This window comes from Streptococcus suis (assembly GCF_019856455.1).
In the GTDB taxonomy this organism is placed as follows: domain Bacteria; phylum Bacillota; class Bacilli; order Lactobacillales; family Streptococcaceae; genus Streptococcus; species Streptococcus suis_AE.
The window spans coordinates 724,101-750,379 of the sequence record NZ_CP082205.1 but is presented as its reverse complement, the minus strand read 5'-3'; the positions used below and the strand labels follow the sequence as shown (position 1 = coordinate 750,379).

The window sequence follows — 26,279 nt, the reverse complement described above, 5'->3', positions numbered from 1 at the left end:
TTGGAATGATTCCAATCTTGATAATAATTAAATGAGGTGACTTTCGCGTTTTTCAAACATTTCCTTAGCCAAACGAACAAGCTCTTCAATCAAGTCTGGATAAGCTAGGCCCATATTATCCCAAAGGAGTGGATACATAGACCACTGGGTAAATCCTGGCATGGTATTGAGCTCATTCAGGAAGATGTCGCCGTCTTCTGTCAGGAAGAAATCACAGCGAGAAAGTCCACAGCCACCGATAGCACGGAAGGCCTTGGCAGCATTATCACGCATGGTGTCCATGATAGCCTCATCAATCTTAGCTGGGATTTCCATGGTGATTTTGTTGTCGATGTATTTGGCATCGTAGTCATAAAAAGCAACGTCTTTGACTACTTCGCCAGGAAGGGTAGTTTTCACGTCAGCATTTCCCAAAAGACCGACCTCAATCTCACGCGCATTAACACCCTGCTCAACGAGGACACGGCTATCATACTTGAAGGCCAGATCAAGTGCCTTACGCAAACCAGCTAAATCCTCAGCTTTTGAGATACCGACACTTGACCCCATATTAGCTGGTTTTACAAAGACCGGATAAGTCAATTTTCCTTCAATCTCTGCAATCTTATCGTCGATATTTTCACCCTCGATAACTGCCACATAAGGTACTTGGGAGATTCCTGCTGATTCCAAAATACGCTTAGTTGTAATCTTGTCCATGGCAACGCTGGAAGACAAGATATTAGTACCAACATACGGCATACGAAGCACTTCCAAGAAGCCTTGAATAGATCCGTCTTCTCCCATTGGGCCATGAAGAACAGGGAAAACAACCGCCTTTTCTTCATAAATATCGCTCGGACGGATTTTTTGCTCTTCAACAATCGTCGCGTTTGTCATGAGTTTTTCATCGGCAGACGGTGTTTGAGAAAACTCTTGCGTCTTTACAAAGTCACCAGTTTGAGTGATGAAATAGGTTTTGACAAAAAATTTATCATAGTTGATGGCACGCATGACGCTTTCGGCAGATAGAACAGATACCTCACGCTCTGCAGAACGCCCACCATATAGTAAAATCAAGGTTTCTTTTGACATATATTTTCCTTCCTGTACCAACGCTATTACTCTTAGTATAGCATAATTTAACAAATCATATCTATCCTATCTTAAAATTAGGAACGTCTCTAACTACAGAACTGCTATAGCTCTGTACGATTTTCAATAGCCCTCAACAGGGTCACTTCATCTGCATATTCAATATCACTGCCTACCGCTAAGCCACGAGCTAGTCGGGTTACTTTGATTCCCGCTGGTTTGAGGACTCGTGAGATATACATGGATGTAGCCTCTCCATCTGCTGTTGCATTGGTCGCCACAATAACTTCTGTAACCTCATTGTCCATCAGGCGAGTGAGGAGGGTTTTCAAATTAATATCATCTGGTCCGATACCATTCATGGGAGAAATCAAGCCATGCAAGACATGATAAAGACCGTGGTATTCTTGAATATTTTCCAAGGCAGTAACATCTCGACTATCCTCTACAATCAATATAGTAGATTGGTCTCGCGTTGAGTCCTGGCAAATGGCACAGGGGTCTTGATCTGTCAAATTACCACAAATAGAGCAATAAGATAGGTCTCGCTTGGCTGCCAATAAATTTTTTGCAAACTCATTAACGACATCATCCTCCATGCCAATAGTATAAAAAGCTAAACGGGTAGCCGTTTTTATACCGATACCTGGCAATTTAGAATAGCTATCAATTAACTTGGCAATAGGTGTAGGGTAAAGCATAAGCCTCCTTAATTCATTGGGTGAAGTGATTGATATAGATTGATAATTTCTTGAGTAATTGTATTAGTACTTGTTGAACTTTGATTGGTCAAGTTTGGTAGGACAACTGCTACCGCAATTTGAGGATTATCACTAGGCGCATAAGCAACAACGTTGGTATTGACCGCAGTAACCACATCACCAGAAGCTGTCGTTGTATAGGTTTCGGCTCTACCAGTCTTGGCACTGATGGTCACGGCCGCACCACGACCGATAGCACTACCTGTATTAAAGCGCCCACTACCATTGACAACTTGGTAGAAACCTTGACGAAGAAGAGACATTTCCTCAGCGGAAATATTAACCTGATTCATCTCCTTACCAGATACGGTTTCAATTAATTCTCCCAAACCACCTTGGGCATTATTCCCATAAATTCCCTCAACGAGGTGTGGAGAAATCCGTGTCCCGTTATTCGCAATGGTCGCTGCATACTGTGCCATCTGCATCGGTGTATAGTTATCAAACTGTCCAAAAGCATTGGTAATAAAATTGGCTGTCGAATACTCTTCCGGTAAAAATCCTATAGATTCGAGTGGAAGGTCAATACCTGTTGACGCACCTAAACCATACTCTGCAAAAGTCGAACGAAGCTTAGTCATGGCATTTGTCAATGTATCGCCATCATTCAAATACATGTTAGCTGAGTAGGTCTGACCAAGTAGTCCCAAAGCAATCTTAACCATGTAGGCGTTAGAAGAATATTCTAGAGCCTCTGTCGCATCAATATTAAAACTACCATAGGCCCACCAAGATGTAATTGGTGCTGAACCTGCAAAATAGATTGGTTCGTCTAACTGCACTTGATTGCCACTGATAACTCCATTTTCCCAACCAGAGCTGATTGTCGCTCCTTTGACGATGGAACCTGGTGTGAAAACACTTGTAATAGTACCGAGGGCATCTTCTGTTATACTACCTGCTCCTTTTTCATGACTGTATCCAGACATGGCAAGCACCGCACCTGTTGAAGGTTCCAATGCGACTGCATAAACTCCTTCCGAGTAAAGTGCACTACCAGTAGCCAGCTCACTTTCAAAGTATTTTTTCAAAATAGCATTGACCCCATCTTGAAAGGCTAAATCAATAGTCAGTTTAATATTATTTCCTTGCTGCCCTTCTTGGATTGTCTCAATACTTTCGACATTGCCATTTCTATCAAGGTTGATTTGTTTTTTCTCACGTTGACCTTGCAATACTTCTTCATATTGTTTCTCGAGGTAGGCAGTTCCCACACGGTCATTTGATGAGTAGCCCTTGGAGAGATAGTATTCCGCATCTTCAGCAGGCAAACCAGCCTGTTCACTCGTTACTGTACCAATAATAGAGCTGAGAGAAGTTGGTAAAATCGTCCGTTGCCAGTTGTTAGTTGTTGAAATGCCTGGAAGTTGACTTTCATTGGCTACGATATGAGCAACTTGTTCAGCAGTTAGAGTATCTGTTACCAAATTAACAGTAGAGAAGTAAGTAGCTCCATTCATCTGCTTAAACAATTCAATCGCCTTGCTGTCTTGCTCAGAATATTGCAATGCTTCAGCAGGGATACTATCAACCGCATTAGAATAAATTGTCGATTCACTCAGGTAGTTGCCATCAGAATCGTATTTTTTATCTTCTGGCAAGGCCTCGACTACCTGACGATAAACTTCTTCATCCGCTAAATAATAGTCAGCCTTGTCACGTTGAGTAATTGTTACGTCCGACACATTGACCCACTGCAAGAGTTTGTTAGCTACTTCTTTCATTTCTTGAGCAGACATCTTGTTGGAACGTGTGAAGGAGACAACCTGCTGAATCTCGTTTTCAACCAAAGGTTTTCCTTGCGCATCGTAAATCTGCCCACGGATAGAGCCATTGCTAATGATTTTCTGACTGGCAGTAGACAGCTTATTACTATAAAAATCATGATTGATGATCTGCATATCTGCCAGACGCAATATCAAAACTAGGAAAAGGAAAATCACGATAGAAAATAAAATATTTAAACGAAGGGAAATAAAATTTCCATCGTGTTCCAAAGGCTTGTTCTTTCTTTTTTTCACTTCAAAGACCTCATTCTAGAAATATCTTTCTTATTATACCACAGGCAAAAAATATTTTTTAGACAGAGCCTCCTTTTCAGAAAATATTTCCTTATGATTTCTTTACGAGACAAGCTTGCACTATCTCCCATTGACTGTGAACAGATGTTTCCACAAACTGTTGATCATGGGAAACCAAGAGGACACTTCCTTCATATTCTTTCAGGAATGTTTCCAAAGCCTCGATAGCTGCCATATCTAGAAAATTTGTCGGTTCATCTAATATCAAAAGATTTGCATCCGCCAACAATACCTTAGCTAAGGAGAGACGAACACGCTCACCACCAGACAGATTTGCTACCTTCTGCTGAGCCTTATCGTAAGAAAGTCCTAACATACCTAATAAATTGAGAATCGTCATCTTATCTTGAAGAGAGGTACAACTAACATTTTCCAAAGCAGTCTTTTCTTCATCAAGGTTTATCAAATCCTGTGCAAAATAAGCAATTTTTAATTTTGGATTGTAATAGCCTGCTAATTCTTTCCTTAATAATTTTCGGACAAAACTAGTCTTTCCAGAACCATTCGCCCCCACTAAGGCTAACTTCTCTCCAAACGTCATCCCTATCTGAGGGAAATCAAATAGATAATTTTCCTCAATCCAGAGCTGACCAGCCTGCAACCGAAAGAGACAGTGGAGACCCGTATCCAAGGCACCTTTCGCTTCCATCTTTACCCACGTTTCCTTTCTAGGTTGTTCAACCTTTTCCAACCTCTCAATCCTTTTCTCTAACTGTTTAGCAGACTTAGCCATTGACTTGGCTTGACTATCATAGGAACCCATCATAGCACTAACCTTCCACTCTGAGGAAGAAATACCTTTCTTTTTCTTCCCCATCTTCTGAGCCTTGGCTTGACGTTCATGTTGGGCTTTTTTCAGTTGAGCAACTTTTTTCTGATAGGCTTCATAGGCCTCCTGCTGCCCTTCTCGCCTAGCCCGGCGACTTTCTACAAACGCCTCATAATTCCCTGTATAGACCTGAATACTTCCTTCTTCTAAATGCCAAATGTGACTGGCTATTTGATTGAGAAAATGCCGATCATGACTAACAACTAGTAGACTACCTCGATAGCGTTTGATTTGTTTGATTAGCTTTTCCTGGTGTTCTTGATCCAGATTGGCAGTCGGTTCATCCATGATTAACAACTGTCGTCTTTGGGCAAAAGCCTCTTGAATAGACTTCCAAACCCGTTCCCCACCTGAAAGCGAGCTCCTTTCCTGTAACTGGGGTACATAGGCCCAGTCTGCTTTTACCTCAATCTGACCAGCAAAATCCCTATCCAGTCCCAGTAAGATTTTCAAAAAAGTAGACTTACCAACACCGTTATTTCCAACCAAACCAACCTTTTGACCAGCTTGAAGGCTCAACTGCTGGATTGTAAACAAACTACGTCCCGCAAATTCCTTCTCTAATTGAATACATTTCATTACTTCCATATAGACCTCTTTTCTTCACAAAAAGGGCCCCTACTCTGCTCAATGAACAAGAAAAAAGCCATGCAAAACATGACCATTCCCTATGGTAAAAAGTCACACGAATAGTAAGCCCTTATGAGCAGTCTTATCCCTTGTATAATCGGTTCATATAACCTCACTACAAGTTTTAAGAACAACTAATAAGTAGCGTTATACTCAATGAAAATCAAAAACAGACTAGGCGACGCAGATGCAGATAGAACTGACGTTCATCAAATCAAGTCAACAACGTCTGCTTTTGATTTTCGAAGAGTATTAATTATTCATGTAACTTCACCTCACGTATTTTATATATTTATTCTAAACAAGTTCAATGAATTTGTCAAATCTTGGTCAAGGGAGTCGCTGTATCTGGCGATGTGTCATAGACTTGGAAATCCACTCCAACTCCTAAATCAGCCTGAGCCAATTGATTAACCATGGTCATGTGAGCCAATTCCTTGATATTGTTTTCCTTTGACAAATGCCCTAGGTAAATCTTTTTGGTCCGATTTCCCAACGAGCGAATCATGGCATCAGCTCCATCTTCGTTACAAAGATGTCCCTTATCGGATAGAATCCGTTGCTTCAAATTCCATGAATAAGAGCCTGAGCGCAAAATTTCAATATCATGGTTCGATTCAATCAAATAAGCATCGGCATTTTCTACAATTCCAACCATGCGGTCACTGACATAGCCTGTATCCGTCAACATAACAAAGGATTTGTCATCCTTCATAAAACGGTAAAATTGCGGGCATGCAGCATCATGGCTAACTCCAAACGACTCAATATCTAGGTCGCCAAAGGTCTTCATAGCCCCCAATTCGAAGATATGTTTTTGAGCCACATCAATCTTGCCCAATTTGCTCTCCATAGCCTGCCAGGTCAATTCATTGGCATAAATGTCCATGCCATACTTACGTGCTAGAACACCGATACCATGGATGTGATCGCTATGTTCATGCGTTACCAGGATAGCATCAATATCCTCAGGCTTTCGGTCAATTTCCGCCAAAAGACTGGTAATCTTTTTCCCTGATAAGCCAGCATCCACTAAGATTTTCTTTTTATCTGTTTCTAGGTAAAAACAATTCCCGCTGGACCCCGAAGCTAAAATACTATAATTAAAACCTTTTCCGATCATATTCTCCTATTCTTCCTCATCTGAATCATCCCACTCATCTAGTGCGATGTCCTTGCTGTACGGCAAGACAATTGTAAACGTTGAGCCATGACCATATTCGCTTTTAGCCCAGATAAAGCCCTTATGTTGTTTCACGATTTCTTTTGCAATAGCTAAACCAAGACCTGTACCGCCTTGGGCACGAGATCGTGCCTTGTCCACGCGATAAAATCGGTCAAAAATTCTAGGTAAATCTGCTTTCGGAATCCCCAGACCTTCGTCTGATACGGATACAATCAACTGGCTATCTGTGGTCTTCATGCTGAAGGTAATTGTCCCGCCGTCTGGCGAATATTTAATGGCATTATTTAAGATATTATCTAAAACCTGAGTCATCTTATCTGTATCAATCTCAACCCAAATAGGACTGATTTGATAGTCACGAACAATCGTATAGACCTTATCAGAATCAGCATTTTTCATTTGGTCAAAACGGTTAAGAATAAAGGTCACAAAAGCAGTAAAGTTTATCAGTTCGACATCTATCTGACCAACTTGATTATCAATACGCGATAAGCTTAGGAGGTCTGTAATCATCCGCATCATGCGGTTGGTCTCATCTAAGGATACCTTAACAAAACTCGGTGCAACAGACTCCGTCAGCGCTCCCTCATCCAGAGCCTCTAGATAGGATTTAACGGAAGTCAATGGCGTACGCAATTCATGACTTACATTTGACACAAACAGCCTACGTTCCCGTTCTTCCTTGGCCTGCTCGGTCATATCATGCAAGACGACAACCAAACCAGAAATCAGACCACTCTCACTACGAATCGTGGCAAAATTAGCACGTAAAGTCAAAAATTCTTCGTTTTCATTGGTGTGATCAATCACAATCTCAGGTGTCTGAGCCAACAAATCTCTCAATGTATAACGGTCTGATAAATCTAAAACCTCTAGCAGGTGATACTGCTCCTGCTTTGGGTTAGATAATCCCAACTGTTTCTGGGCCATATCGTTAATCATGATGATCCGTCCGATACGGTCTGTAGCAATAACACCGTCACTCATATAGGACAGGATGGACGTCAGACGCGTCTTTTCTTGTTCTAAATTATCATGAGTTAAGCGGATGACCTCGGACAGATCATTGAGGGAATTCGCCATGTCTGTGATTTCAGGACTTCCCCTCATGTCTAACACATCTGCATAATTCCCCTCAATTAAGGCATTGACTTTTTGATTGAGTTGTTTAATTTGCTTATTATCCCGATAGTTTTCAATCAAAAGGACCGTCAGAGCAATTAGAAAACCAATCAAAATGACAACAAACCAAAATTCTGCTGTGGTCATTAAATAACGTAATTGATTAATCATTTCCTTTTATAAAATATCCCACTCCGCGACGAGTAAGAATGTATTCTGGTCGGCTTGGTGTATCTTCAATTTTCTCACGCAGACGACGAATCGTTACATCCACCGTGCGGACATCACCAAAGTAATCATAACCCCAAACTGTTTCCAATAGATGTTCTCGAGTCATAACCTGACCTAAGTGTTTGGCCAGATGGTGGAGCAATTCAAACTCACGATGGGTCAGCTCCAGCTCTTTGCCATGCTTCTTAGCGACAAACGCATCAGGCAGAATGACCAAATCGCCAATCACCAACTCTGGAGTTCCTGTTGACTCAATATTTGTCTGCGTCTCTGCCAATTCACTACGACGAAGAAGAGCCTTAACACGCGCCTGCAATTCGCGATTAGAGAAGGGCTTGGTCACATAATCATCCGCCCCGATTTCAAGCCCGATAACCTTATCAAATTCGCTATCTTTAGCAGATAACATCAAGATTGGAACATTGCTGGTCTTACGAATCGTTCGAGCAACCTCTAGTCCGTCCAATTCTGGCAGCATCAAGTCCAAAATGACAATGTCAGGAAACTCAGCCTCAAATACTTCCAAGGCTTCACGTCCATCGAAAGCTGTCACAACTTCATATCCCTCACGCGTCATATTAAACTTAATAATATCTGAGATTGGTTTTTCATCATCTACAATTAATATTTTTTTCATTAGTATCTTACCTTTGCTTTATTTCTTCTATTATATCAGACTTACCTAAAAAATTCATATTTCAAAACCACCTGACACAGCGATGTCACATTTTATTACATACAATACATTAAATTGTCAGAATTTACTTGACATTGTATATAGGCAATGCTAAGATGGGAATACCTAAAAAACACTATGCAAGGAGAATTTTATGGCTTTAGTAGAATTTAAAGATGTCAACAAATACTATGGCGACTACCACGCCCTACACAATATCAACTTGGAATTCGAACCTGGACAGGTTGTCGTTCTCCTTGGACCTTCCGGATCCGGAAAATCTACTCTCATTCGCACGATTAACGGTTTAGAGGCAATTGATGAAGGAACACTCATCGTCAATGGACATGATATTTCCTCTACTTCTATCAAAGAGCTCGTATCACTTCGCAAAGAAGTTGGCATGGTTTTCCAGCATTTCAACCTTTACCCACACAAAACCGTGTTAGAAAATGTCACTTTGGCACCGATTAAGGTTTTGGGAATCGATAAGGCTACGGCTGAAAAAACCGCTCAAAAATATCTTGAGTTTGTTAACCTCTGGGATCGGAAGGATTCCTACCCTGCTATGCTATCCGGAGGCCAAAAACAACGTGTCGCCATCGCTCGCGGCTTAGCTATGAAACCTGAGCTTCTACTCTTCGATGAACCAACATCTGCCTTGGACCCAGAAACTATCGGCGATGTACTTGTAGTTATGCAAAAATTGGCACGTGACGGGATGAACATGATTGTCGTAACACACGAAATGGGCTTTGCTCGTGAAGTAGCTGATCGCATCATCTTCATGGCTGAGGGAGAAGTTTTAGTTGATACAACAGATGTGAATGGCTTCTTTGACAATCCGACAGAGCCTCGTGCCCAACAATTCCTCAGTAAGATTATCAACCACGAATCTGACAAAGTAAAACTCTAGGAGGAAGTCTATGGATAAGAAAAAAATCAACATTTTCTTTGCAATTAGATTATTGGTCTTCGGACTTATTCTTCTCGTTTTCGCAAAACAACCAGTAGTTCAAACAGAAACACCCGCATCCATTACCAATAGTAATCAAGTTCAAGCTATCATCGATAGAGGCGTGCTCCGCGTCGGAGTGAAACAAGACGTCCCAAACTTTGGCTACAAGAACCCTGATACTGGTGAATTCGAGGGAATGGAAATTGACATTGCTCGAAAAATTGCAGATGAATTAGGTGTAGATATCGAATTTACTCCCGTTACTGCACAAACTCGCGGACCACTTCTTGATAACGGTCAAGTAGATATGGTCATCGCAACCTTCACCATCACTGAGGAACGTAAACTCCTCTACAATTTCACAACTCCTTACTACACAGATGCCGTTGGCTTCTTGGTCAATAAGGATAGTGGAATTAAGACATTTACCGACCTGGATGGAAAGACAATCGGTGTAGCTCAGGGTTCCATTACACGTACCCTCATCTCTGAACTAGCAGACAAATATGGTATCTCTGTCAATTTTGCAGAACTTGGTTCTTATCCAGAACTCTCTGTCTCGCTACGTGCTCACCGTACAGACGCATTTTCTGTAGACCAATCTATCCTTTCTGGGTATATCAGCTCTAAATCTGAACTCATGGACTTTAGCTTCTCAGCTTCTGACTATGGAATTGTTACTAAATTATCTAACAAAGACCTTAACGACTACTTAAATAGTCTCGTAAAAAAATGGACTGCCGATGGTAGCCTACAAAGCATCTATGATGCCAATGGCCTCAAACCAGTCACAGAAACTGACGAATAGAAAGGTGAAACAATATGACAGTTTTAACAACTAGTCCTTACGCTTGGGAGAATTGGGTCAGTTATTTCAAGGATTTTCCAACCTTTTTCCAAGGTTTTCTCTTTACCTTAGCCATTTCTGTCGGTGCCTTTATCATGGCCATGTTTTTAGGAATTGTCTTTGGTAGTCTCTCTTCAAGTAAAAATAAAGTTTTAAAAATCATCGCACGTGTCTATGTTGAATACTATCAGAATACACCGCTTTTGGTTCAATTCATGATTGTTTATTATGGACTTCCACTGATTTCAAACTATGTTCTCATGCCGTCCATCTACTGGACAGCTGTTATCTGCGTCGGACTCTATCACGGTGCCTATATCGCAGAGGTCATTCGTGCAGGGATTGAGGCTGTGCCTACTGGGCAAACTGAAGCCGCACTCTCACAAGGATTTACTCAAGCTGAAACCATGCGGATTATCATTTTGCCACAGGCCATTCCAACAATCCTACCTCCATTAACTAACCAAGTAGTAAACTTGATTAAGAATACGGCTACTGTTGCCATCATTTCTGGAGCTGATATTATGTTTATGACAAAATCTTGGTCTGCCATGAATGCCAACTACATCCCAGCCTTTGCTGGTGCTGCTTTCCTTTACTTCATCATGTGCTTCCCTGTTGCAAGCTGGGGACGTCGCATTGAAGAAAAGAATAAGTCTGCTTTTTCACACTAAAAGGAGGTTGAACGATGAATTATGTTTTAGAATTACTCAAACCTTCAACCTTCCAACTCTTGTGGAGCGGATTGAAATTAACCCTTTATATCTCAAGCATTTCGGTGGTTCTTTCAGTTCTCTTCGGAATGATTTTAGCCATCATGCGAAATGGAAAAAATCCACTCTTCAAGTGGATTGCAACCATCTATATCGAATTTGTGCGAAATGTACCAAACCTACTTTGGATTTTCACCGTTTTCTTGGTCTTCCAAATGAAGTCAACGCCTGCTGGTATTGCTGCTTTTACTATTTTTACCACAGCAGCCATGGCCGAGATTATCCGTGGTGGTCTAAACGCCATCGGACCGGGCCAGACCGAAGCTGGTTTATCACAGGGTTTTACCCCAGTGCAAATCATGGTTTATATCATCATGCCGCAGGCCATTCGCAAGATGCTGCCAGCCATCATCTCACAGATTGTGACGGTCATCAAGGACACTAGTTTCCTCTACTCCGTTATCGCCTTGCAAGAACTCTTTGGTTCTAGTCAAATCCTCATGGGACGCTACTTTGAGGCGGAGCAAGTTTTTGCTCTCTATCTCATGGTTGCTCTCATCTACTTTGTCATCAATTTCACCATTTCAAGCCTGTCACGTTATGTGGCTAAGTCTTGGGCGAGCAGTATTGAATAAACAATCTGAACCAGTTTTCTCGAGAAAGCTGGTTTTATGATATAATCAAAGAAAATGTACTCAAACCATTTTGGAAATGCCTCTGTTCCCAAATAGTTTAGAGTTAAATAAAGGAGAAACTTATGAAACGACTCATCTATATTGACCAGCTGAAAGGTTTTGGAATTTTAGCTGTCTTATTTCTGCATACAGTCGGTTATATCCGAAACGCTCTTCCATATACCGATATCCCTCTTTGGCGACTAGAAGCCTGGCTACACTCTTTCCTTATGCCATTTTTTGTATTTGTCAGTGGCTTTAGTTTCTATCATTTTTACCTAAAACCAAAACCTAGAAATAATACTTATATATATATATATATATATATTTCGACTGTTGCAAATATACGCAGTCTTTGGCAGTAGTATTGTAATTAGCAAAATCCTCTTTTCAAGTTACACTGTTGATAAAATACAACCTAGTCACCTCGTTTCTAATTTTCTCCTGCCAGATACGTCTATGTGGTATATTTGGTTTTTAATCCTTATGGCCTCCGCAACTCTTATTCTCCATCAATTGCAACTAACAAAACCAGTTTCACTGATTTGCATTGGTCTTTTTACACTATTCGCTACACTATTTGGTGGTCCATTAAATATCAGTCAGTTACCAATTGGGTTACAACACCTGACTTCTTTACCACTATTTTATTTTTTAGGTATTTATTTTGCCAAGAAAGAAATTCACAAGAAAATGGTTAGACAGGCCGTTTTTCACAGTTTAGCCGGTCTGGTCACCGTCTTCTATCTCATCTATTTACAGTCCTACCAAACCTACCCAAGTCAGCACCTGCCATTTCATACCTTCCTACGATATGCAAACGGACTAGCTATGACCTACCTGATTGTTTCTATCATAATCACTCTGGAAAGAAGATTACCCTCTATTATAGCTTGGTTTGGCCAGTATTCACTTTACTTCTATCTGGTACATACCTACATCCTGACAATTATTACTCTTTTCATAAAGAAATATTTTATAGATTTTTCTACACCTCTGCTGCTGCTCATAAGTTTTGGATTACTTCTTATCATCAATTCCCTAGTCTTGATGATTGTCAAAAGAATTCCTATACTGGATAAAGTATTTCAAGGGAAGGTGATTTCCTACCCTAAAAAGAAAAGTAACTAATAAGTGATACTAGCACTCCCAGCCAATTGGTTGGGAGTTTTTGCTGTCAAAAAAGAAGCCCTTTCGGACTTCTCCTTTTAATTATTATTCAGCTTCAGCTGGACGCGACTTGCGGGCAATATCTGCTAGGATATGGTCCACAAATTCTGATACAGACTGAGTTTGTGTTGCCTTGCTTCCGTAACGACGAACGTTGACAGCATTGTCTTCCATTTCCTTGTCACCGACGATGAGCTGGTATGGAATCTTGCTGGTCTGACTCTGACGGATCTTGTATTGCATCTTCTCGTTCCGCTCATCCACGTGTACGCGAACGCCACGGTCTTGCAATTCCTTAGCAACCTTCCAAGCGTAGTCCAAGTGAGCTTCCACAGAGATTGGAATCATAGTCACTTGGGTTGGAGCCAACCAAGTTGGGAAGGCACCCTTGTAGGTTTCAATCAAGATAGCCGTGAAGCGTTCCATAGTCGAGATGACACCACGGTGAATCATGACTGGGCGGTGTTCTTCACCGTCAGCACCAATATAGGTCAGACCAAAGCGTTCTGGCAAGAGGAAATCCAACTGAATGGTTGATAGAGTTTCCTCGTTACCGAGGGCAGTTTTCACCTGAATATCCAACTTCGGACCGTAGAAGGCTGCTTCACCCTCAGCCTCAAAGTAGTCCACACCCATTTCATCCATGGCACCTTTCAGCATCCGCTGGGCATTTTCCCACATCTCATCGTTGTCATAGTACTTCTCTTTGTCCTCTGGGTCACGATAAGACAGACGGAAACGATAGTCGTTTAGGTTGAAATCTGCGTACACATCGATGATCAACTGGAGAGCTTTTTTGAACTCTTCTTGGATTTGCTCAGGTGTGACAAAGATATGACCGTCGTTAAGAGTCATCTCACGTACACGCTGCAAACCAGTCAATGCACCAGATTTTTCATAGCGGTGCATCATACCAAGCTCAGCGATACGTACTGGCAATTCACGGTAAGAACGCACATGGTTTTTATAAACTTGAATGTGGTGCGGACAGTTCATCGGACGAAGCACAAACTCCTCACCGTCACCCATGTCCATAGTTGGGAACATATCTTCTGAATAATGCTCCCAGTGACCTGAGGTCTTGTAGAGTTCGACAGAAGCCAAAGGTGGTGTATAAACGTGCTGGTAACCTGAAGCCAATTCCTTGTCTGTGATGTAACGCTCCAAGGTACGACGGATAGTCGCTCCATTTGGCAACCAGAATGGCAAACCTTGACCAACTTCTTGGCTGATCATGAATAGATCCAATTCCTTACCAAGTTTACGGTGGTCACGCTCTTTGGCTTCCTCACGCATTTGAAGGTAAGCCTTGAGGTCTTTCTTGTCAAACCAAGCTGTACCATAAACCCGTTGCATCATTGGATTTTCGCTCTTACCACGCCAGTAAGCACCAGCCACATTGAGCAATTCAAAAATCTGGATACGGCCTGTTGACGGAACGTGTGGACCACGGCAGAGGTCAACGTACTCACCTTGCGTATAAATAGTCAGACCACCTTCATCATCAGAATGTTCCTCAATCAACTCAAGCTTATAGGGATCATTTTTGAAAATTTCAAGAGCTTCTTCCTTGGTCACCTCACGACGTTCAGAAGGGAAGTTTTCCTTGACAATCTTCATCATTTCTTCCTGAATACGTGGCAGGTCTTCATTTGAAATCTGACCTGCTGCATTGTCCGTATCATAGTAGAAACCATCCTGAATAGCTGGACCAACCCCCAACTTGATGTCTGGGAAAAGACGACGAGCCGCTTGGGCAAATAAGTGGGCAGCTGAGTGACGCAAGATGTCCAAGGCATCCTCGTGGTCAGGTGTTACGATTTCAAGCGTGCCGTCCTCTTCAATAGCACGAGTAGTGTCAATCAATTTACCATTGAACTTACCAGCAAGCGCCTTTTTCGCCAAAGACTTGCTGATGCTCTCTGCAATTTCAAAAGTTGTCACACCAGCCTGGTACTCACGAACAGCACCATCTGGGAAAGTAATTTTAAGCATAATATAAGATATAAAGGGCGTTAAGCGGACACAGACAAAATAGGAAACAGAACGACGACGCAAGCGTCCAGTTCTCGTTTATCTTTTTGGCCCAGTCCGTAGCCCGTATTCAGTTCAACCAAATACGGAGACCCTAGTCCTTTCTATTTTTATTTTTTAATCCCCAATAACTCTTCTTTCTGAGTTAAAAAGGTTTCCATTTCTTTTTGAATGTCAATATCCAGGCGGTCAGCCAGTTCAATCAACCACCAGATATTTTCAGCCATTTTATGCTCCAAAGTATAGGGTGTTTCGTCATAGTAACGACCCTGCTTGGTCATAATCAGTCGGTTCATGTTGCCAATATCATTGGTCAAAGCCAAGAGGTCTTCCTCAATGGACCACTCTTTGTCGTGGTACTTGAGTTCCAACTCTCTGTAAGCCTTGCGAACGGCTAGGCAACGGTCAATCGTTTCTTGTGGAATGCTGGTCAACTTCATCTCCTTATTTTGTCAAAAAAGAAAACACGACGCCCTCACAAAAGGACGTCGTAACGTGGTTCCACCTTCATTCGCAGTCACGCAAAAAAGCCTGACTACCTCAGATTGGCGATAAGGGAACCACCCTTTTATGTTTGCATAAAATCATACCGAGTAGTGTCAATCCTATCCTCTATGTGCTTGCACCAACCGCACACTCTCTCAAAGATTTCCTAGAATTGATAAGTCTCTACGCACTATTATAGCAGGATTTCCTGATTTTTCAAGGATTTTTCTTACTTTTCTTTCTTAGGTAAAATAGCAGAGCTCCTACCCCATTTCCAATCAGAGCACATAAGGTGTAGACAATCTGATAGAGAATAATCCATTCCTTAAAGAAAAAGATGGTTACAGGATAAAGCAGTAAAACCAAGGCAAGAAGGCTAGGAGAAAAGCCGTGAAAAAATCCATAAAGAAGACCTGTTAGGAATAGTACAATGGGAGTATAGAGCAATATATTCCCGACCACCAGTTCCTTAGAAAGCATAGTATCACTAATCAGATGAAAGGCAATCAGATAAATACCTGCATACATGGACAGAATAATAAGAGTTGCCAAAACCAGATTCTTCCAACTCTCTTTCCGAAGCTTTTCCATTTGAAACCTCCAAATTATTCAAAGAAATTCCGGATTGATTTTACTTGTTCGACTGATTTTTTCAATATTTTTGCTGTCGTGTCTGTTGATTTAACTACTACTTTTTGCGGTAGGTAAATAGCTTCTTTTATCAAAGCTTCTGCTACGCTATCTTGATTAGTATGTTCTTTTCTAAAATCATACGAAATCTTCAAATCTAGATAATATTCAAAAACCTTGCGTCCAAAATTCGTAGAAGAAATCTCATAGAGCTTCTTATCAAGTACATACGGATTCATTGGTGGCGTAGCAACAATCGCCTCAACGACGGCATCTGCCAACTCCTGTTCTCGAACGAAGAGTGTCCCAAACATCTTATCTGTTACAACATTTTTTAAATAGGGATTGCTATGTGCCAAAATAGGAGTTCCCGAAGCTAAGCTTTCTAAGAAAGTTAGTCCCTGTGTTTCACTGGTCGAAGCAGAAATAAAGAAATCCGCAGCTTTATAATAAAGTGCTGTATCACTTGGTGCAATCATTCCCGTCAGCTGGACGTGTTCATCTAGATTAAGCTCCGCTATCATTTCCTGAAGATCATCTGTATAAGGTCCACCTCCGACAATGACCAACTTCACCTTTGGATTTTCCAGCAAAATTTTTGGCATTGCCTGAACGATTGCTTGGATATTCTTCTCGTGAGAAATCCTAGATAGACTTAGCAACATCGTTTCATCACTAGCAATTCCTAGCTGTTCCCGCAACTCATCTGTTTCATCCTTGCCAATTTCTGGTCTATCAAACTTTGCCAAGTCAATTCCTGTCGGAATTACTCGTTTAGAAATCGGAACGTTGTAACTCATTAACAGATCTTCAACGATTTCACTAGGACAAATTACCCCATCCAAATCTTTTAAAAATGCCCGTACTAAATATTTAACCATCCCGGGACGAATAATCCTACCCTTGGCAATATAGTGTACGTAGTCTTCATACTGGGTGTGATAAGTATGTACCACCGGAATATCTAGTTCCTTGGCAATCATTTTCCCCAAAATCCCCAAAGAAAATTCTGTATGAGTATGAATAATATCTAGTTTATAGCGACTTGCAATTTTTAAGGCATCTGTAAAACCTGCGTAGGCCACTCGACGATCTTTAAAGGCAAAAAAAGGTACGCTAGGAATTCGGATAATGTCCCAATCTTCGTAGCGATTCACATCCTCATCTGTCGTCGTAAAAATAAATACCGTATGTCCCAATTTCTCCAACTCTGTCTTAAGAGTCCGAATCGAAGTCGCGACTCCTGAAACCTGTGGAAAATAGGTATCCGTAAACAATCCAATCCGCATTTACATCTCCAATACTTGTCGATAGGCATCCACCAATTGGTGGGAAACATTGTCAATCGAGCGACTAACCGCAACCTGGTAGCCCGCCTCACGTTTATCAACCTGCTTGTCTAAGATTTTCTGAATAGAATCGACAAAATCATCCACTGTATGTCCCAATTCGGCAACGTTTTCGTCAATCCAACCATCGTAAACTGGAATATCTCGTAGAACAACATGCTGATGACTAGCAAGAGCTTCCAGAACAACAATCCCTTCTGTTTCCTCATACGATGGGAAGAAAAAGGCATCCGCTCCGCTCATTGCACCTTGAAAAACAGCACCTTTAAAATAACCTGGAAACTCGACATTCGCTGGATGATCTCCCTCAACAATTTTTCTAATATATGACGGAATCAGCCACTTATTGATTGAACCGAGCCAAATGAAGCGGACATGCGGCATCTTTTCGGCTACCTTGACAAAGTCTTCAATTCCTTTACGTCGGAAGTAGAGTCCTGCACTGACAACAACTGGCTGACCTTCTTCAATTTTAAAATGCTCTCGAAAGATTGCTTCCTTACGTTCATCCTTCTTATATTTATCTAAATCAATACCATTCGAAACGGCTATAATTGGCGTTGTCACACCGTAAGACTGGATGAGTTTTTTTGAATACTCTGAAGGAGTGATGACAAAGTCTGCCTTTTGGTACATGCTTGCTAGATATTTCCCCACAAAAGGAGCTAGGGTATTCGAACCGATAAAGGAATTTTGAAAATCTTCCTTCGTGGAATGTCCATGCATGATTACCTTTTTTCCACTCCGTTTGGCTGCATGTAGCAGTAACCAGGAGCGTGGACCATAGGTATTGATATGAATGACATCGTAATCTCCCAACAGGTCTGTCGTATACGGAATGCCTGCCATATCTAGCGCTTCCATCTGGTGTTGAAGCGCCCGGCCAATTCCTGATTTCTCTAAAACAGTTTTACCTTCTAAATACAATAGTACTTTCATAATACCATTATAGCCCTTTTTTACATTTTTTCATATTTTAAACTGTATTCTACACGAATTTTGTATCAATTAAAACCAATACTAAAGAATATAATCCCAAATCTATGATTACATAAAAAACATATAAAACAGATTTTAAAAGCAGAAGGACAGCTTGAATGTTTTTTAGAAGATGTTATAATTTACGAATGGTGCACATTCTGGCACTAAGCGTTCAAAATTTATTGAGGACTTTAGATGTAAAATTTGCATGTTATAACGACACAGATTAGCTACATAAATCATGCTTTGAGAAAGGAAAAAGGATAATGAATACTAAGAAATGGAGAACATCGCTCCTAATACCAGGAATAGTATTATTTGGAACTGTTGCTCTAGTGAATAATGTATCGGCACAAGAAGTAAAAAATACCATCATCAGCGCAAAACAACCTGATGGGGGACAGGCTACTTCAAAGACGGTTAATGTCAAAATACCAGCAGTAGTACGACTATTTGGTCGTGAGCTTCTAGAAAATGAATTTAAATTTGAGCTTAGAGAAGTGGATAGTGAGAAACTTATTGATACAACTCAAAATACAAAAGAGGGTCAAGTTAGATTTAAAAATCTATCATTCGATAAGCCCGGCGAATATTGGTATACAATTTCAGAAGTAAAAAATGAGCTTAGTGGTGTTGAGTATGATTCAAAATATATTGTAGCAAAAATAACTGTAGAAGATCGAAACAACGGACAATTACAGGCAATGATTGAATTTATTGCTGATGACAATGTCTTTAACAATTTCTATACACCTGCTCCAGCTGCTGCTAGTCTTTCGATAAAAAAAGTCCTCGAGGGACGTACCTTAAACACCGGTGAATTCGAATTTGTTTTAAAAAATGAAAAAGGCGATGAAATCGAAAAGGTAAGCAATCAAGCAGATGGTTCTGTAAACTTTAGTGCCCTAACATTTACAAAAGAGGGAACCTATACCTACACTGTTTCAGAAGTTGATGGTGGACTTGGCGATATTATCTATGACAAATCAGATATTAAGGCCACTGTCACTGTGAAAGATAACAATCACGGACAACTAGTCTCAACAGTGACTTATGAAAATAGCGTTCAAATCTTCGAGAATATTTTGAATCCTGGGAAGTTAATAGCGCCAACCACGGATAGCGTTATTACTGATAATGAAGTCTCTAAGGAAGCAATGACCGATAAAGAGAAGGGAAATATCGAACCCCCTAAAGAGCAAATAGCTAATGAAGAGAAGGATAATATTGAAGCCTCTGAAAAACAGATGCCAAGCATTGTGAACGACATGGTCGTAACACCTGAAAAGCAAATGACTAATAAAGAGAACGATAATATTGAAATCTCTGAAAAACAAATGCCGAGTGTTATGAACGAAAATGCCGTAACACCTGAAAAGCAAATGACTAATAAAGAGAACGATAAGGTTGTAATCTCTGAAAAACAGATGCCGAGTGTTGTGAACGAAAATGCCGTAACACCTGAAAAGCAAATGACTAATAAAGAGAACGATAATATTGTAATCTCTGAAAAACAAATGCCGAGTGTTGTGAACGAAAATGCCGTAACACCTGAAAAACAAATGACTAATAAAGAGAACGATAATATTGTAATCTCTGAAAAACAAATGCCGAGTGTTGTGAACGAAAATGCCGTAACACCTGAAAAGCAAATGGCTAATAAAGAGAAGGATAATGTTGAAACCTCTGAAAAACAGATGCCTGTTAATGAGAAGAACAATGCCGTAACACCTGAAAAGCAAATGACTAATAAAGAGAACGATAATATTGTAATCTCTGAAAAACAAATGCCAAGTGTTATGAACGAAAATGCCGTAACACCTGAAAAGCAAATGACTAATAAAGAGAACGATAATATTGTAATCTCTGAAAAACAAATGCCAAGTGTTATGAACGAAAATGCCGTAACACCTGAAAAGCAAATGACTAATAAAGAGAACGATAATATTGAAACCTCTGAAAAACAAATGCCAAGCATTGTGAACGACATGGTCGCAACACCTCAAGAACAAATGGCTAATAAAGAGAACGATAATGTTGAAACCTCTGAAAAACAGATGCCTGTTAATGAGAAGGACAATGCCGTAACACCTGAAAAGCAAATGGCTAATACAGAGAAGGAAAATATCGAAACCTCTAAAAAACAGATACCTGTTAATGAGAACAACCAAAATGGTACAGTCGAAGAAAATTCAAACACTAAACCAACAACTGAAAAAACAGACAAGCAGGAGACTTCAACATTTAAAACCGAAACTGCTAAGCAAATCTTACCAGTAACTGGTGAGAAAGGAAGTTTATGGTTATTGACAAGTGGTATTATCGGGCTTGCAATTACGTTATTTACACGTAAACGTAAATTATAATAATCACCTAACTGATACAATTCTAAAGGATGAGAACAAGCCCAGTACTGCTTCTCTAGATTCGCATCAACATCTCCACAACTTCCAGAGTGTGACAGACTTAAAATCAACCACAAAGCCCTCGCTAAGCTTATACATCTAGCGAGGGCTTTATATTTATTTTTTATAATCTTTTAGTTTTCGGTTAGTATAGCCATTTCGTTTGCTTTTAGTACTCGCTTCAAAGGTTCGGGGAACCTTTGAAGGCTGGAGATAAGTCGAAGCAAGTTTGCCTCAATAGCTACAGGCTGTTCTAGGTTGGAAATATTTCCTCGCTCGTCGAAGCAATAAAAGATAAACTAAATGATTATAATGTTTGATAGAGTGAGGGGCGGAGTAATAAGATATCTTATCCGGCTACTCCCATATTTATCACTTAGTTGATTTCCGTACTTTGATTCCGTGGTTAAGAACTACCTCACGGTTTTCCAACTCTTCCTTGTGCATGATTTTGGTAAGCATGCGCATAGCAATTGCACCAATATCATATAGTGGCTGATTGATAGAGGTCAGGTTTGGACGGGTAAACTTGGTCACTAGGGAATCATCACTTGTAATGATTTCAAAGTCTTCTGGAACCTTGACGCCCATATCACTGACACCATTCAATAGACCTGCAGCAATCTCATCTTCTGCAACATAAGCTGCAGTTGCTCCGGCATTCAAAATACGTTCTGCTAGAGCATAGCCTTCCTCGTATTTATACTTGGATTCAAAAACCAATCCTTCGTTAAACTCGATTCCGTTGTCCTTCAAGCCTTGTTTGTAGCCTGCAAAACGAACTTTACCGTTGATGTCATCTACAAGCGGCCCTGATACAAAGGCAATTTTCTTGTTGTTCTTAGCTAATAGATTGACTGCATCAACACTAGCGGCAGCATAGTCAATATTGACGCTAGGTAATTGGTGCTCCAAGTCCACGGTACCAGCTAAAACAATCGGTGTACGTGAGCGTGAAAACTCCGCACGAATCTTGTCTGTCAAATGATAGCCCATGAAAATGATTCCGTCCACCTGTTTTGAGAATAGGGTATTTACCACATTGATTTCTTTCTCATCATTTTCATCACTGTTTGCTAGGACGATATTGTATTTGTACATATCGGCAATATCATCGATACCTTTGGCCAAGGTTGCAAAATAAGCATTAGCAATATTTGGAATCACAACCCCCACAGTGGTAGTCTTCTTGCTGGCCAATCCACGTGCAACAGCATTTGGACGATAATCCAAACGGTCGATGACTTCTAATACTTTTTTACGAGTATTTTCCTTTACGTTTTTATTCCCATTTACCACGCGCGATACTGTCGCCATGGATACACCTGCTTCACGGGCGACATCGTAAATCGTAACCGTATCATCAGTGTTTAACATAACTTTTGTACTCCCTTTCAATATTCTATTTCTATGAAAATTACGCTTTCACTCAACAATAGTGTATCACTTTTTGAAACCACTTTCAAGAGAAAAACGCCATTTTTTTGATAATACTTGCAATTTTTTTCATTTTTTGGAACAATAGTCTATATAATAAACGAAATTTTCACTTTTTTTACCACTACATGCTAGAAAGGGCTCCACTATGTCAAAATTACATCATGTTAAATCCTACTTAGAAGCCAACAAAATGGACTTGGCAATCTTCTCTGATCCAGTTAGCATCTATTATCTGACTGGCTATCATAGTGATCCTCATGAGCGCCACATGATGCTCTTTGTTATGCCTGACCACGACTCACTACTCTTTCTCCCTGCCTTGGATGTAGAGCGTGCGGTTGCCACTGTTGATTTTCCTGTAGCCGGCTATATGGACTCAGAAAATCCATGGCAGATTATCAAGAGCAAATTACCACAAAAATCTTTCTCAGCAATCGGTGCAGAATTTGATAATTTGAATTTAACCCGCTACCATGGTCTTCAGTCTATCTTTAGCCAACCATTTTCAGACATTACGCCTCTGATTAATACTATGAAATTGATCAAGTCTCGTGATGAAATTGAAAAAATGCTGGTTGCTGGAGAGTTTGCAGATAAGGCTATGCAGGTTGGTTTCAATAACATCTCACTCGATGTGACCGAAACTGATATTATTGCTCAGATTGAATTTGAAATGAAGAAACAAGGCATCTCAAAAATGAGCTTTGAGACCATGGTCTTAACAGGCGACAATGCCGCAAATCCACACGGTATTCCCTCAACAAACAAAATCGAGAATAACGCTCTGCTATTGTTCGACCTAGGCGTGGAAACTTTGGGTTATACGTCTGATATGACACGGACTGTCGCTGTCGGTAAACCTGATCAGTTTAAAAAAGATATTTACAACTTGACTCTGGAGGCTCACATGGCCGCGGTCAATATGATTAAGCCTGGTGTGACTGCTGGCGAGATTGACTATGTCGCTCGCTCTGTGATTGAAAAAGCAGGTTATAGCGAGTACTTCAACCACCGACTCGGTCACGGTTTGGGAATGAGCGTCCATGAATTCCCATCGATTATGGAAGGCAATGATTTAGTCATCGAAGAAGGTATGTGTTTCTCTGTCGAGCCAGGTATTTACATCCCTGGAAAAGTTGGTGTTCGTATCGAGGATAGTGGTTACGTTACCAAAAATGGCTTTGAAGTCTTTACCCAGACGCCGAAAGAACTCTTGTATTTTTAAAGTGAGTCATATATTCTTTTTTTTCATAACTTCGTTATCTTACTTTACTAAGTTCCTGAAATGACCGAAATTTTTGATTCAATACAGTATTCTCCTTCCAAAACCTTTAAAGAACTTTTTAAAATTGCGCTAGTTGTAGAGACTAAAAAAGTCGATACCAAAAAACCTCCTAACAATTTTAGGAGGTTTTTAACATTTGTAGGTCTAAGCAACAAAGAACTGAAATAGATGAGAAGTAAAATTGATATCATTAATGTTACTCATCTGTTTCTATCTCAAAATTTCGTAGGACATCATTAACAACAAGTAACTGCTCTTGAGCTTCACTGACTAATGTTCGTATTTTAGGTAAGTCTAGTTCAGTATGCATCGCCTCCAAAATAATGCTCATTACCAAGGGTAAATTTATTCCTGAAACTATTAGTGTATTTGGCCTTGAAATATAGCGACAAAAGCTTTGATTAACTGATCCAGCAGCAATATCTGTAAGTACGATAAGTTTATCCTCATCCTTCAAATTTTGATAGATATCATCTACTTGTTCTTGTATAGAATTAGTCTCAATATAAGCGGAGAGAATTATTATTTCAGGCATCTCTGGGATAAGATAATTCAATGTTCTATAATAACCTTCTGCCAATCTTTCGTGAGTCGCAATAACAATTTTTTGCATATGTCTCCTTCGCTATGGTTGAATACCTAAAATTCCCAAATATGCGCCAATTAAAGAAAAAACAAGAAGAATAATTATTAGATGTAAGAACCCTAATTTCTTTTTCTCCATCAACCAGTAAACCAAAAGAGTTAGTAAAATTGGTAATAACCCAGGAACAATACGATCAAAAATTTCTGATTGTAAACCTATTGAAACATCTTTAAAATGAAATTCTATTGGCGTGTAAAGTTTGACAGCAGTAGCAACCATACTTCCCACTACCGTTAGACCTATAATTGAGGCAGATTCCGTGAATAGATTCAACTGGCTTGCTAAATCTGTAACCAGACGTACACCTGATTTATAACCTAAGTCATATAATTTAATTCGGAATAAGACTAAAAGAAGGTTTAATGAAATCCAAATAATTGCTCCAAGAGGGTTCCCTTCTAATGCCATGTAGCCACCGATTGACCCCATAATCGTTGGAAATAGGACCCACAATATAGAGTCTCCAATCCCCGCCAACGGTCCCATTAAAGAAGTTTTTACCGATCTAACTGCATCTAGGGACTCAATACCTCCATGTTCTTGAATTGCAACATCAGCACCTAAAACTGCAGGAGCCATATATGGAGTAGTATTGAAATATTCAAATTCGACCTCCATTGCTTTTTTGTAATCATCATCATTGGGATACAGTTTCCTCAAAATATTAGCGATTGCCCAAGCATAACCAGCACCCTGCAATGTACCAAAGTTTACTGTATTACTTCCAATAAATGTCCATCTTAGTGCAGTTCGTAAATGATCTTTTCTAGTTAATTTGGTATCTATTTTCTTATTCATCGAAAAGTCCCCCTTCGTCAAATTTAGCCTCCGATGTTAAATGTGATGATAGCTTCTTCTCATTCATGTAATAAATAGATGCCATCGCAAGACCAATCATAGATATCGCTAAAATCGGAAGTCCGACATATCCGCTAAAAACAAAACCAATTAGTACCGCCCAAAAGAATTTTTTTAGTGGCATATATCTCATCAACATTACTACCCCAATAACTGGAAGCATTCCTCCTGCAACATTTAAACCAGTAGTAATCCAAGCTGGTACTGAGTCAACAATTCCACTAATCAATTTCGGACCAAAAGCTACCAAAATGACCATAGGAATAATAGCTTGCAGAGCAACCATCAAAATACTAATCCAGTTTACCAATTTCATTGATGTAAACTTTCCTTCAAGCATGAAACTCTTAGATTTATTTGCTACAAAAGAATTCAATGTGTGGGTAAGAACATCAAGGTTGAGCGCTAAAATACCTACTGGTAGTCCAATTACTACTGCTGTCCCTAGTTCAACATTGGTTCTAGCATGAAGAAAAATAGATACTACTGTTGCTAGTGCATAGTCCGGAACAGATGATCCTCCCAAAGCTGCAACCCCTAAACTCATTAATTGAAAAGTTCCAGCAATAGTCATAGCAGCAGGAACATCTCCCATTATGATGCCTGCAAACAAACCAACCGTTATCGGCCAGTGATTGATAATAGTTGCTCCTCTATTGTCAATTAAGGCGTATGCCGGTAGAAGAATTATTAAAACATTTTGTATTATTTCTGCCATAGTTATTCTCCATAATTATTTTTTTACATATTTATCAAAAGCTTCTTCTTTGTCAGTAGGAGTGAACTGGAATATTATAGGTACCCCTTCTAAAGAAAGTGCCTGTAACTCTAACTGTTCTTGCGGGTTCAAGGAAACACTCTTTGTAAACCTTTCTCTATCTTCTCTCTCAAAGATAATTCCTAACTGAATTTTTGGAAGGAAAACACCTCTCTCAACTAGCTTAACGATTACTGATATGTCTCGTACAACAACTAAAACGTTATGATCTTCGTATTTCCCTGCTAAAATGTTTTGAACTGCTGTTTCTACACTAATAATAGACATCCCTGTTCCAGCTGGTTTACTCATACGCATTATAGCTTTTTGATTCTCGTCCTGACTAATCTGATCGTCTATGACCATTATACGCTTAGCATTAACACTTTTAGTAACCTGAGTGACTACAATACCATGAACTAATCGCTGATCAACTCTAACTAAAACAATTCCCAT

General features: G+C 40.1%; 25 protein-coding genes. 8 read left to right on the top strand and 17 right to left on the bottom strand.

What is annotated here, in order from left to right; genetic code table 11:
• Positions 1 to 27 precede the first annotated feature (27 nt).
• The 7 genes from K6969_RS03775 to yycF all read right to left on the bottom strand — a co-directional run bounded on the left by K6969_RS03775 (position 28) and on the right by yycF (position 8,551).
• Complete coding sequence (locus K6969_RS03775; RefSeq protein ID WP_171942727.1) at positions 28 to 1,074, bottom strand: D-alanine--D-alanine ligase; 1,047 nt, start codon at positions 1,072 to 1,074, stop codon at positions 28 to 30.
• Between the two features lie 104 nt (positions 1,075 to 1,178).
• On the bottom strand, positions 1,179 to 1,775 hold the full coding sequence (gene recR, locus K6969_RS03770; RefSeq protein WP_002935848.1) for a recombination mediator RecR: 597 nt from the start codon (positions 1,773 to 1,775) through the stop codon (positions 1,179 to 1,181).
• 8 nt (positions 1,776 to 1,783) lie between these two features.
• Positions 1,784 to 3,856 carry a penicillin-binding protein PBP2B gene (gene pbp2b, locus K6969_RS03765; RefSeq protein WP_171942726.1) on the bottom strand — a complete coding sequence of 691 codons (2,073 nt, stop codon included), beginning with the start codon at positions 3,854 to 3,856 and terminating at the stop codon, positions 1,784 to 1,786.
• 91 nt (positions 3,857 to 3,947) lie between these two features.
• Positions 3,948 to 5,333, bottom strand: coding sequence for an ABC-F type ribosomal protection protein Vga(F) (gene vga(F) / locus K6969_RS03760; RefSeq protein ID WP_253911801.1), 1,386 nt, complete (start codon positions 5,331 to 5,333; stop codon positions 3,948 to 3,950).
• Between the two features lie 361 nt (positions 5,334 to 5,694).
• The gene (locus tag K6969_RS03755) at positions 5,695 to 6,498 is read right to left on the bottom strand and encodes an MBL fold metallo-hydrolase (protein WP_002935843.1); all 804 of its coding nucleotides are present in this window, start codon (positions 6,496 to 6,498) and stop codon (positions 5,695 to 5,697) included.
• Between the two features lie 6 nt (positions 6,499 to 6,504).
• The gene (vicK, locus tag K6969_RS03750; RefSeq protein WP_024379730.1) at positions 6,505 to 7,854 is read right to left on the bottom strand and encodes a cell wall metabolism sensor histidine kinase VicK; all 1,350 of its coding nucleotides are present in this window, start codon (positions 7,852 to 7,854) and stop codon (positions 6,505 to 6,507) included.
• Positions 7,847 to 8,551, bottom strand: a complete 705-nt coding sequence (yycF, locus tag K6969_RS03745; RefSeq protein WP_004298854.1) for a response regulator YycF — start codon at positions 8,549 to 8,551, stop codon at positions 7,847 to 7,849. The genes vicK and yycF overlap by 8 nt, the downstream gene beginning before the upstream one ends.
• 193 nt (positions 8,552 to 8,744) lie before the next feature.
• On the opposite strand from yycF, the gene K6969_RS03740 reads away from it, so the two are divergent.
• From K6969_RS03740 to K6969_RS03715, 6 genes are all read left to right on the top strand, one after another.
• Positions 8,745 to 9,506 carry an amino acid ABC transporter ATP-binding protein gene (locus K6969_RS03740; RefSeq protein ID WP_171942725.1) on the top strand — a complete coding sequence of 254 codons (762 nt, stop codon included), beginning with the start codon at positions 8,745 to 8,747 and terminating at the stop codon, positions 9,504 to 9,506.
• A gap of 10 nt (positions 9,507 to 9,516) precedes the next feature.
• Positions 9,517 to 10,356, top strand: coding sequence for a transporter substrate-binding domain-containing protein (locus K6969_RS03735; RefSeq protein ID WP_029174361.1), 840 nt, complete (start codon positions 9,517 to 9,519; stop codon positions 10,354 to 10,356).
• A gap of 14 nt (positions 10,357 to 10,370) precedes the next feature.
• The gene (locus tag K6969_RS03730; protein ID WP_004298848.1) at positions 10,371 to 11,069 is read left to right on the top strand and encodes an amino acid ABC transporter permease; all 699 of its coding nucleotides are present in this window, start codon (positions 10,371 to 10,373) and stop codon (positions 11,067 to 11,069) included.
• Positions 11,070 to 11,083: 14 nt separating this feature from the next.
• Complete coding sequence (locus K6969_RS03725; protein WP_029174360.1) at positions 11,084 to 11,743, top strand: amino acid ABC transporter permease; 660 nt, start codon at positions 11,084 to 11,086, stop codon at positions 11,741 to 11,743.
• A 122-nt stretch (positions 11,744 to 11,865) separates the two neighbouring features.
• The gene (locus K6969_RS03720) at positions 11,866 to 12,147 is read left to right on the top strand and encodes an acyltransferase family protein (RefSeq protein ID WP_105096634.1); all 282 of its coding nucleotides are present in this window, start codon (positions 11,866 to 11,868) and stop codon (positions 12,145 to 12,147) included.
• A complete protein-coding gene (locus K6969_RS03715; protein WP_004298841.1) occupies positions 12,119 to 12,913 on the top strand; it encodes an acyltransferase family protein in 795 nt (264 codons plus the stop codon). Before K6969_RS03720 ends, K6969_RS03715 begins: the two co-directional genes overlap by 29 nt.
• Positions 12,914 to 12,997: 84 nt before the next feature.
• On the opposite strand, the gene thrS is transcribed toward K6969_RS03715, so the two are convergent.
• The 5 genes from thrS to K6969_RS03690 all read right to left on the bottom strand — a co-directional run bounded on the left by thrS (position 12,998) and on the right by K6969_RS03690 (position 18,390).
• Positions 12,998 to 14,947 (bottom strand): threonine--tRNA ligase, encoded by a 1,950-nt coding sequence (thrS, locus tag K6969_RS03710; protein WP_029174357.1) that lies wholly within the window; start codon positions 14,945 to 14,947, stop codon positions 12,998 to 13,000.
• Positions 14,948 to 15,096: 149 nt separating this feature from the next.
• On the bottom strand, positions 15,097 to 15,426 hold the full coding sequence (locus tag K6969_RS03705) for a hypothetical protein (protein WP_029174356.1): 330 nt from the start codon (positions 15,424 to 15,426) through the stop codon (positions 15,097 to 15,099).
• Between the two features lie 262 nt (positions 15,427 to 15,688).
• Complete coding sequence (locus K6969_RS03700; protein WP_029174355.1) at positions 15,689 to 16,063, bottom strand: hypothetical protein; 375 nt, start codon at positions 16,061 to 16,063, stop codon at positions 15,689 to 15,691.
• A 14-nt stretch (positions 16,064 to 16,077) separates the two neighbouring features.
• A complete protein-coding gene (locus K6969_RS03695; RefSeq protein ID WP_009910256.1) occupies positions 16,078 to 17,391 on the bottom strand; it encodes a glycosyltransferase family 4 protein in 1,314 nt (437 codons plus the stop codon).
• On the bottom strand, positions 17,392 to 18,390 hold the full coding sequence (locus tag K6969_RS03690; protein ID WP_029174353.1) for a glycosyltransferase family 4 protein: 999 nt from the start codon (positions 18,388 to 18,390) through the stop codon (positions 17,392 to 17,394).
• Between the two features lie 308 nt (positions 18,391 to 18,698).
• Here K6969_RS03690 and K6969_RS03685 point away from each other — a divergent pair, with 308 nt between their 5' ends.
• Complete coding sequence (locus tag K6969_RS03685; RefSeq protein ID WP_321537468.1) at positions 18,699 to 20,798, top strand: Spy0128 family protein; 2,100 nt, start codon at positions 18,699 to 18,701, stop codon at positions 20,796 to 20,798.
• 411 nt (positions 20,799 to 21,209) lie between these two features.
• Here K6969_RS03685 and ccpA read toward each other — a convergent pair whose 3' ends face one another.
• The gene (gene ccpA / locus K6969_RS03680; RefSeq protein WP_002935813.1) at positions 21,210 to 22,214 is read right to left on the bottom strand and encodes a catabolite control protein A; all 1,005 of its coding nucleotides are present in this window, start codon (positions 22,212 to 22,214) and stop codon (positions 21,210 to 21,212) included.
• A 208-nt stretch (positions 22,215 to 22,422) separates the two neighbouring features.
• On the opposite strand from ccpA, the gene K6969_RS03675 reads away from it, so the two are divergent.
• Entirely contained in the window at positions 22,423 to 23,502 is a 1,080-nt protein-coding gene (locus K6969_RS03675; RefSeq protein ID WP_171942722.1) for a M24 family metallopeptidase, read from the top strand.
• Between the two features lie 256 nt (positions 23,503 to 23,758).
• On the opposite strand, the gene K6969_RS03670 is transcribed toward K6969_RS03675, so the two are convergent.
• From K6969_RS03670 to K6969_RS03655, 4 genes are read right to left on the bottom strand one after another with little or no spacing between them, the layout of a single operon-like run.
• Positions 23,759 to 24,175 (bottom strand): PTS sugar transporter subunit IIA, encoded by a 417-nt coding sequence (locus tag K6969_RS03670; RefSeq protein WP_024382209.1) that lies wholly within the window; start codon positions 24,173 to 24,175, stop codon positions 23,759 to 23,761.
• 12 nt (positions 24,176 to 24,187) lie between these two features.
• Complete coding sequence (locus K6969_RS03665; protein WP_029173685.1) at positions 24,188 to 25,006, bottom strand: PTS system mannose/fructose/sorbose family transporter subunit IID; 819 nt, start codon at positions 25,004 to 25,006, stop codon at positions 24,188 to 24,190.
• Positions 24,999 to 25,784: a PTS mannose/fructose/sorbose/N-acetylgalactosamine transporter subunit IIC gene (locus K6969_RS03660; RefSeq protein WP_029173686.1), complete on the bottom strand. Its 786-nt coding sequence runs from the start codon at positions 25,782 to 25,784 to the stop codon at positions 24,999 to 25,001. Before K6969_RS03660 ends, K6969_RS03665 begins: the two co-directional genes overlap by 8 nt.
• Positions 25,785 to 25,799: 15 nt before the next feature.
• Complete coding sequence (locus tag K6969_RS03655) at positions 25,800 to 26,279, bottom strand: PTS sugar transporter subunit IIB (protein WP_029173687.1); 480 nt, start codon at positions 26,277 to 26,279, stop codon at positions 25,800 to 25,802.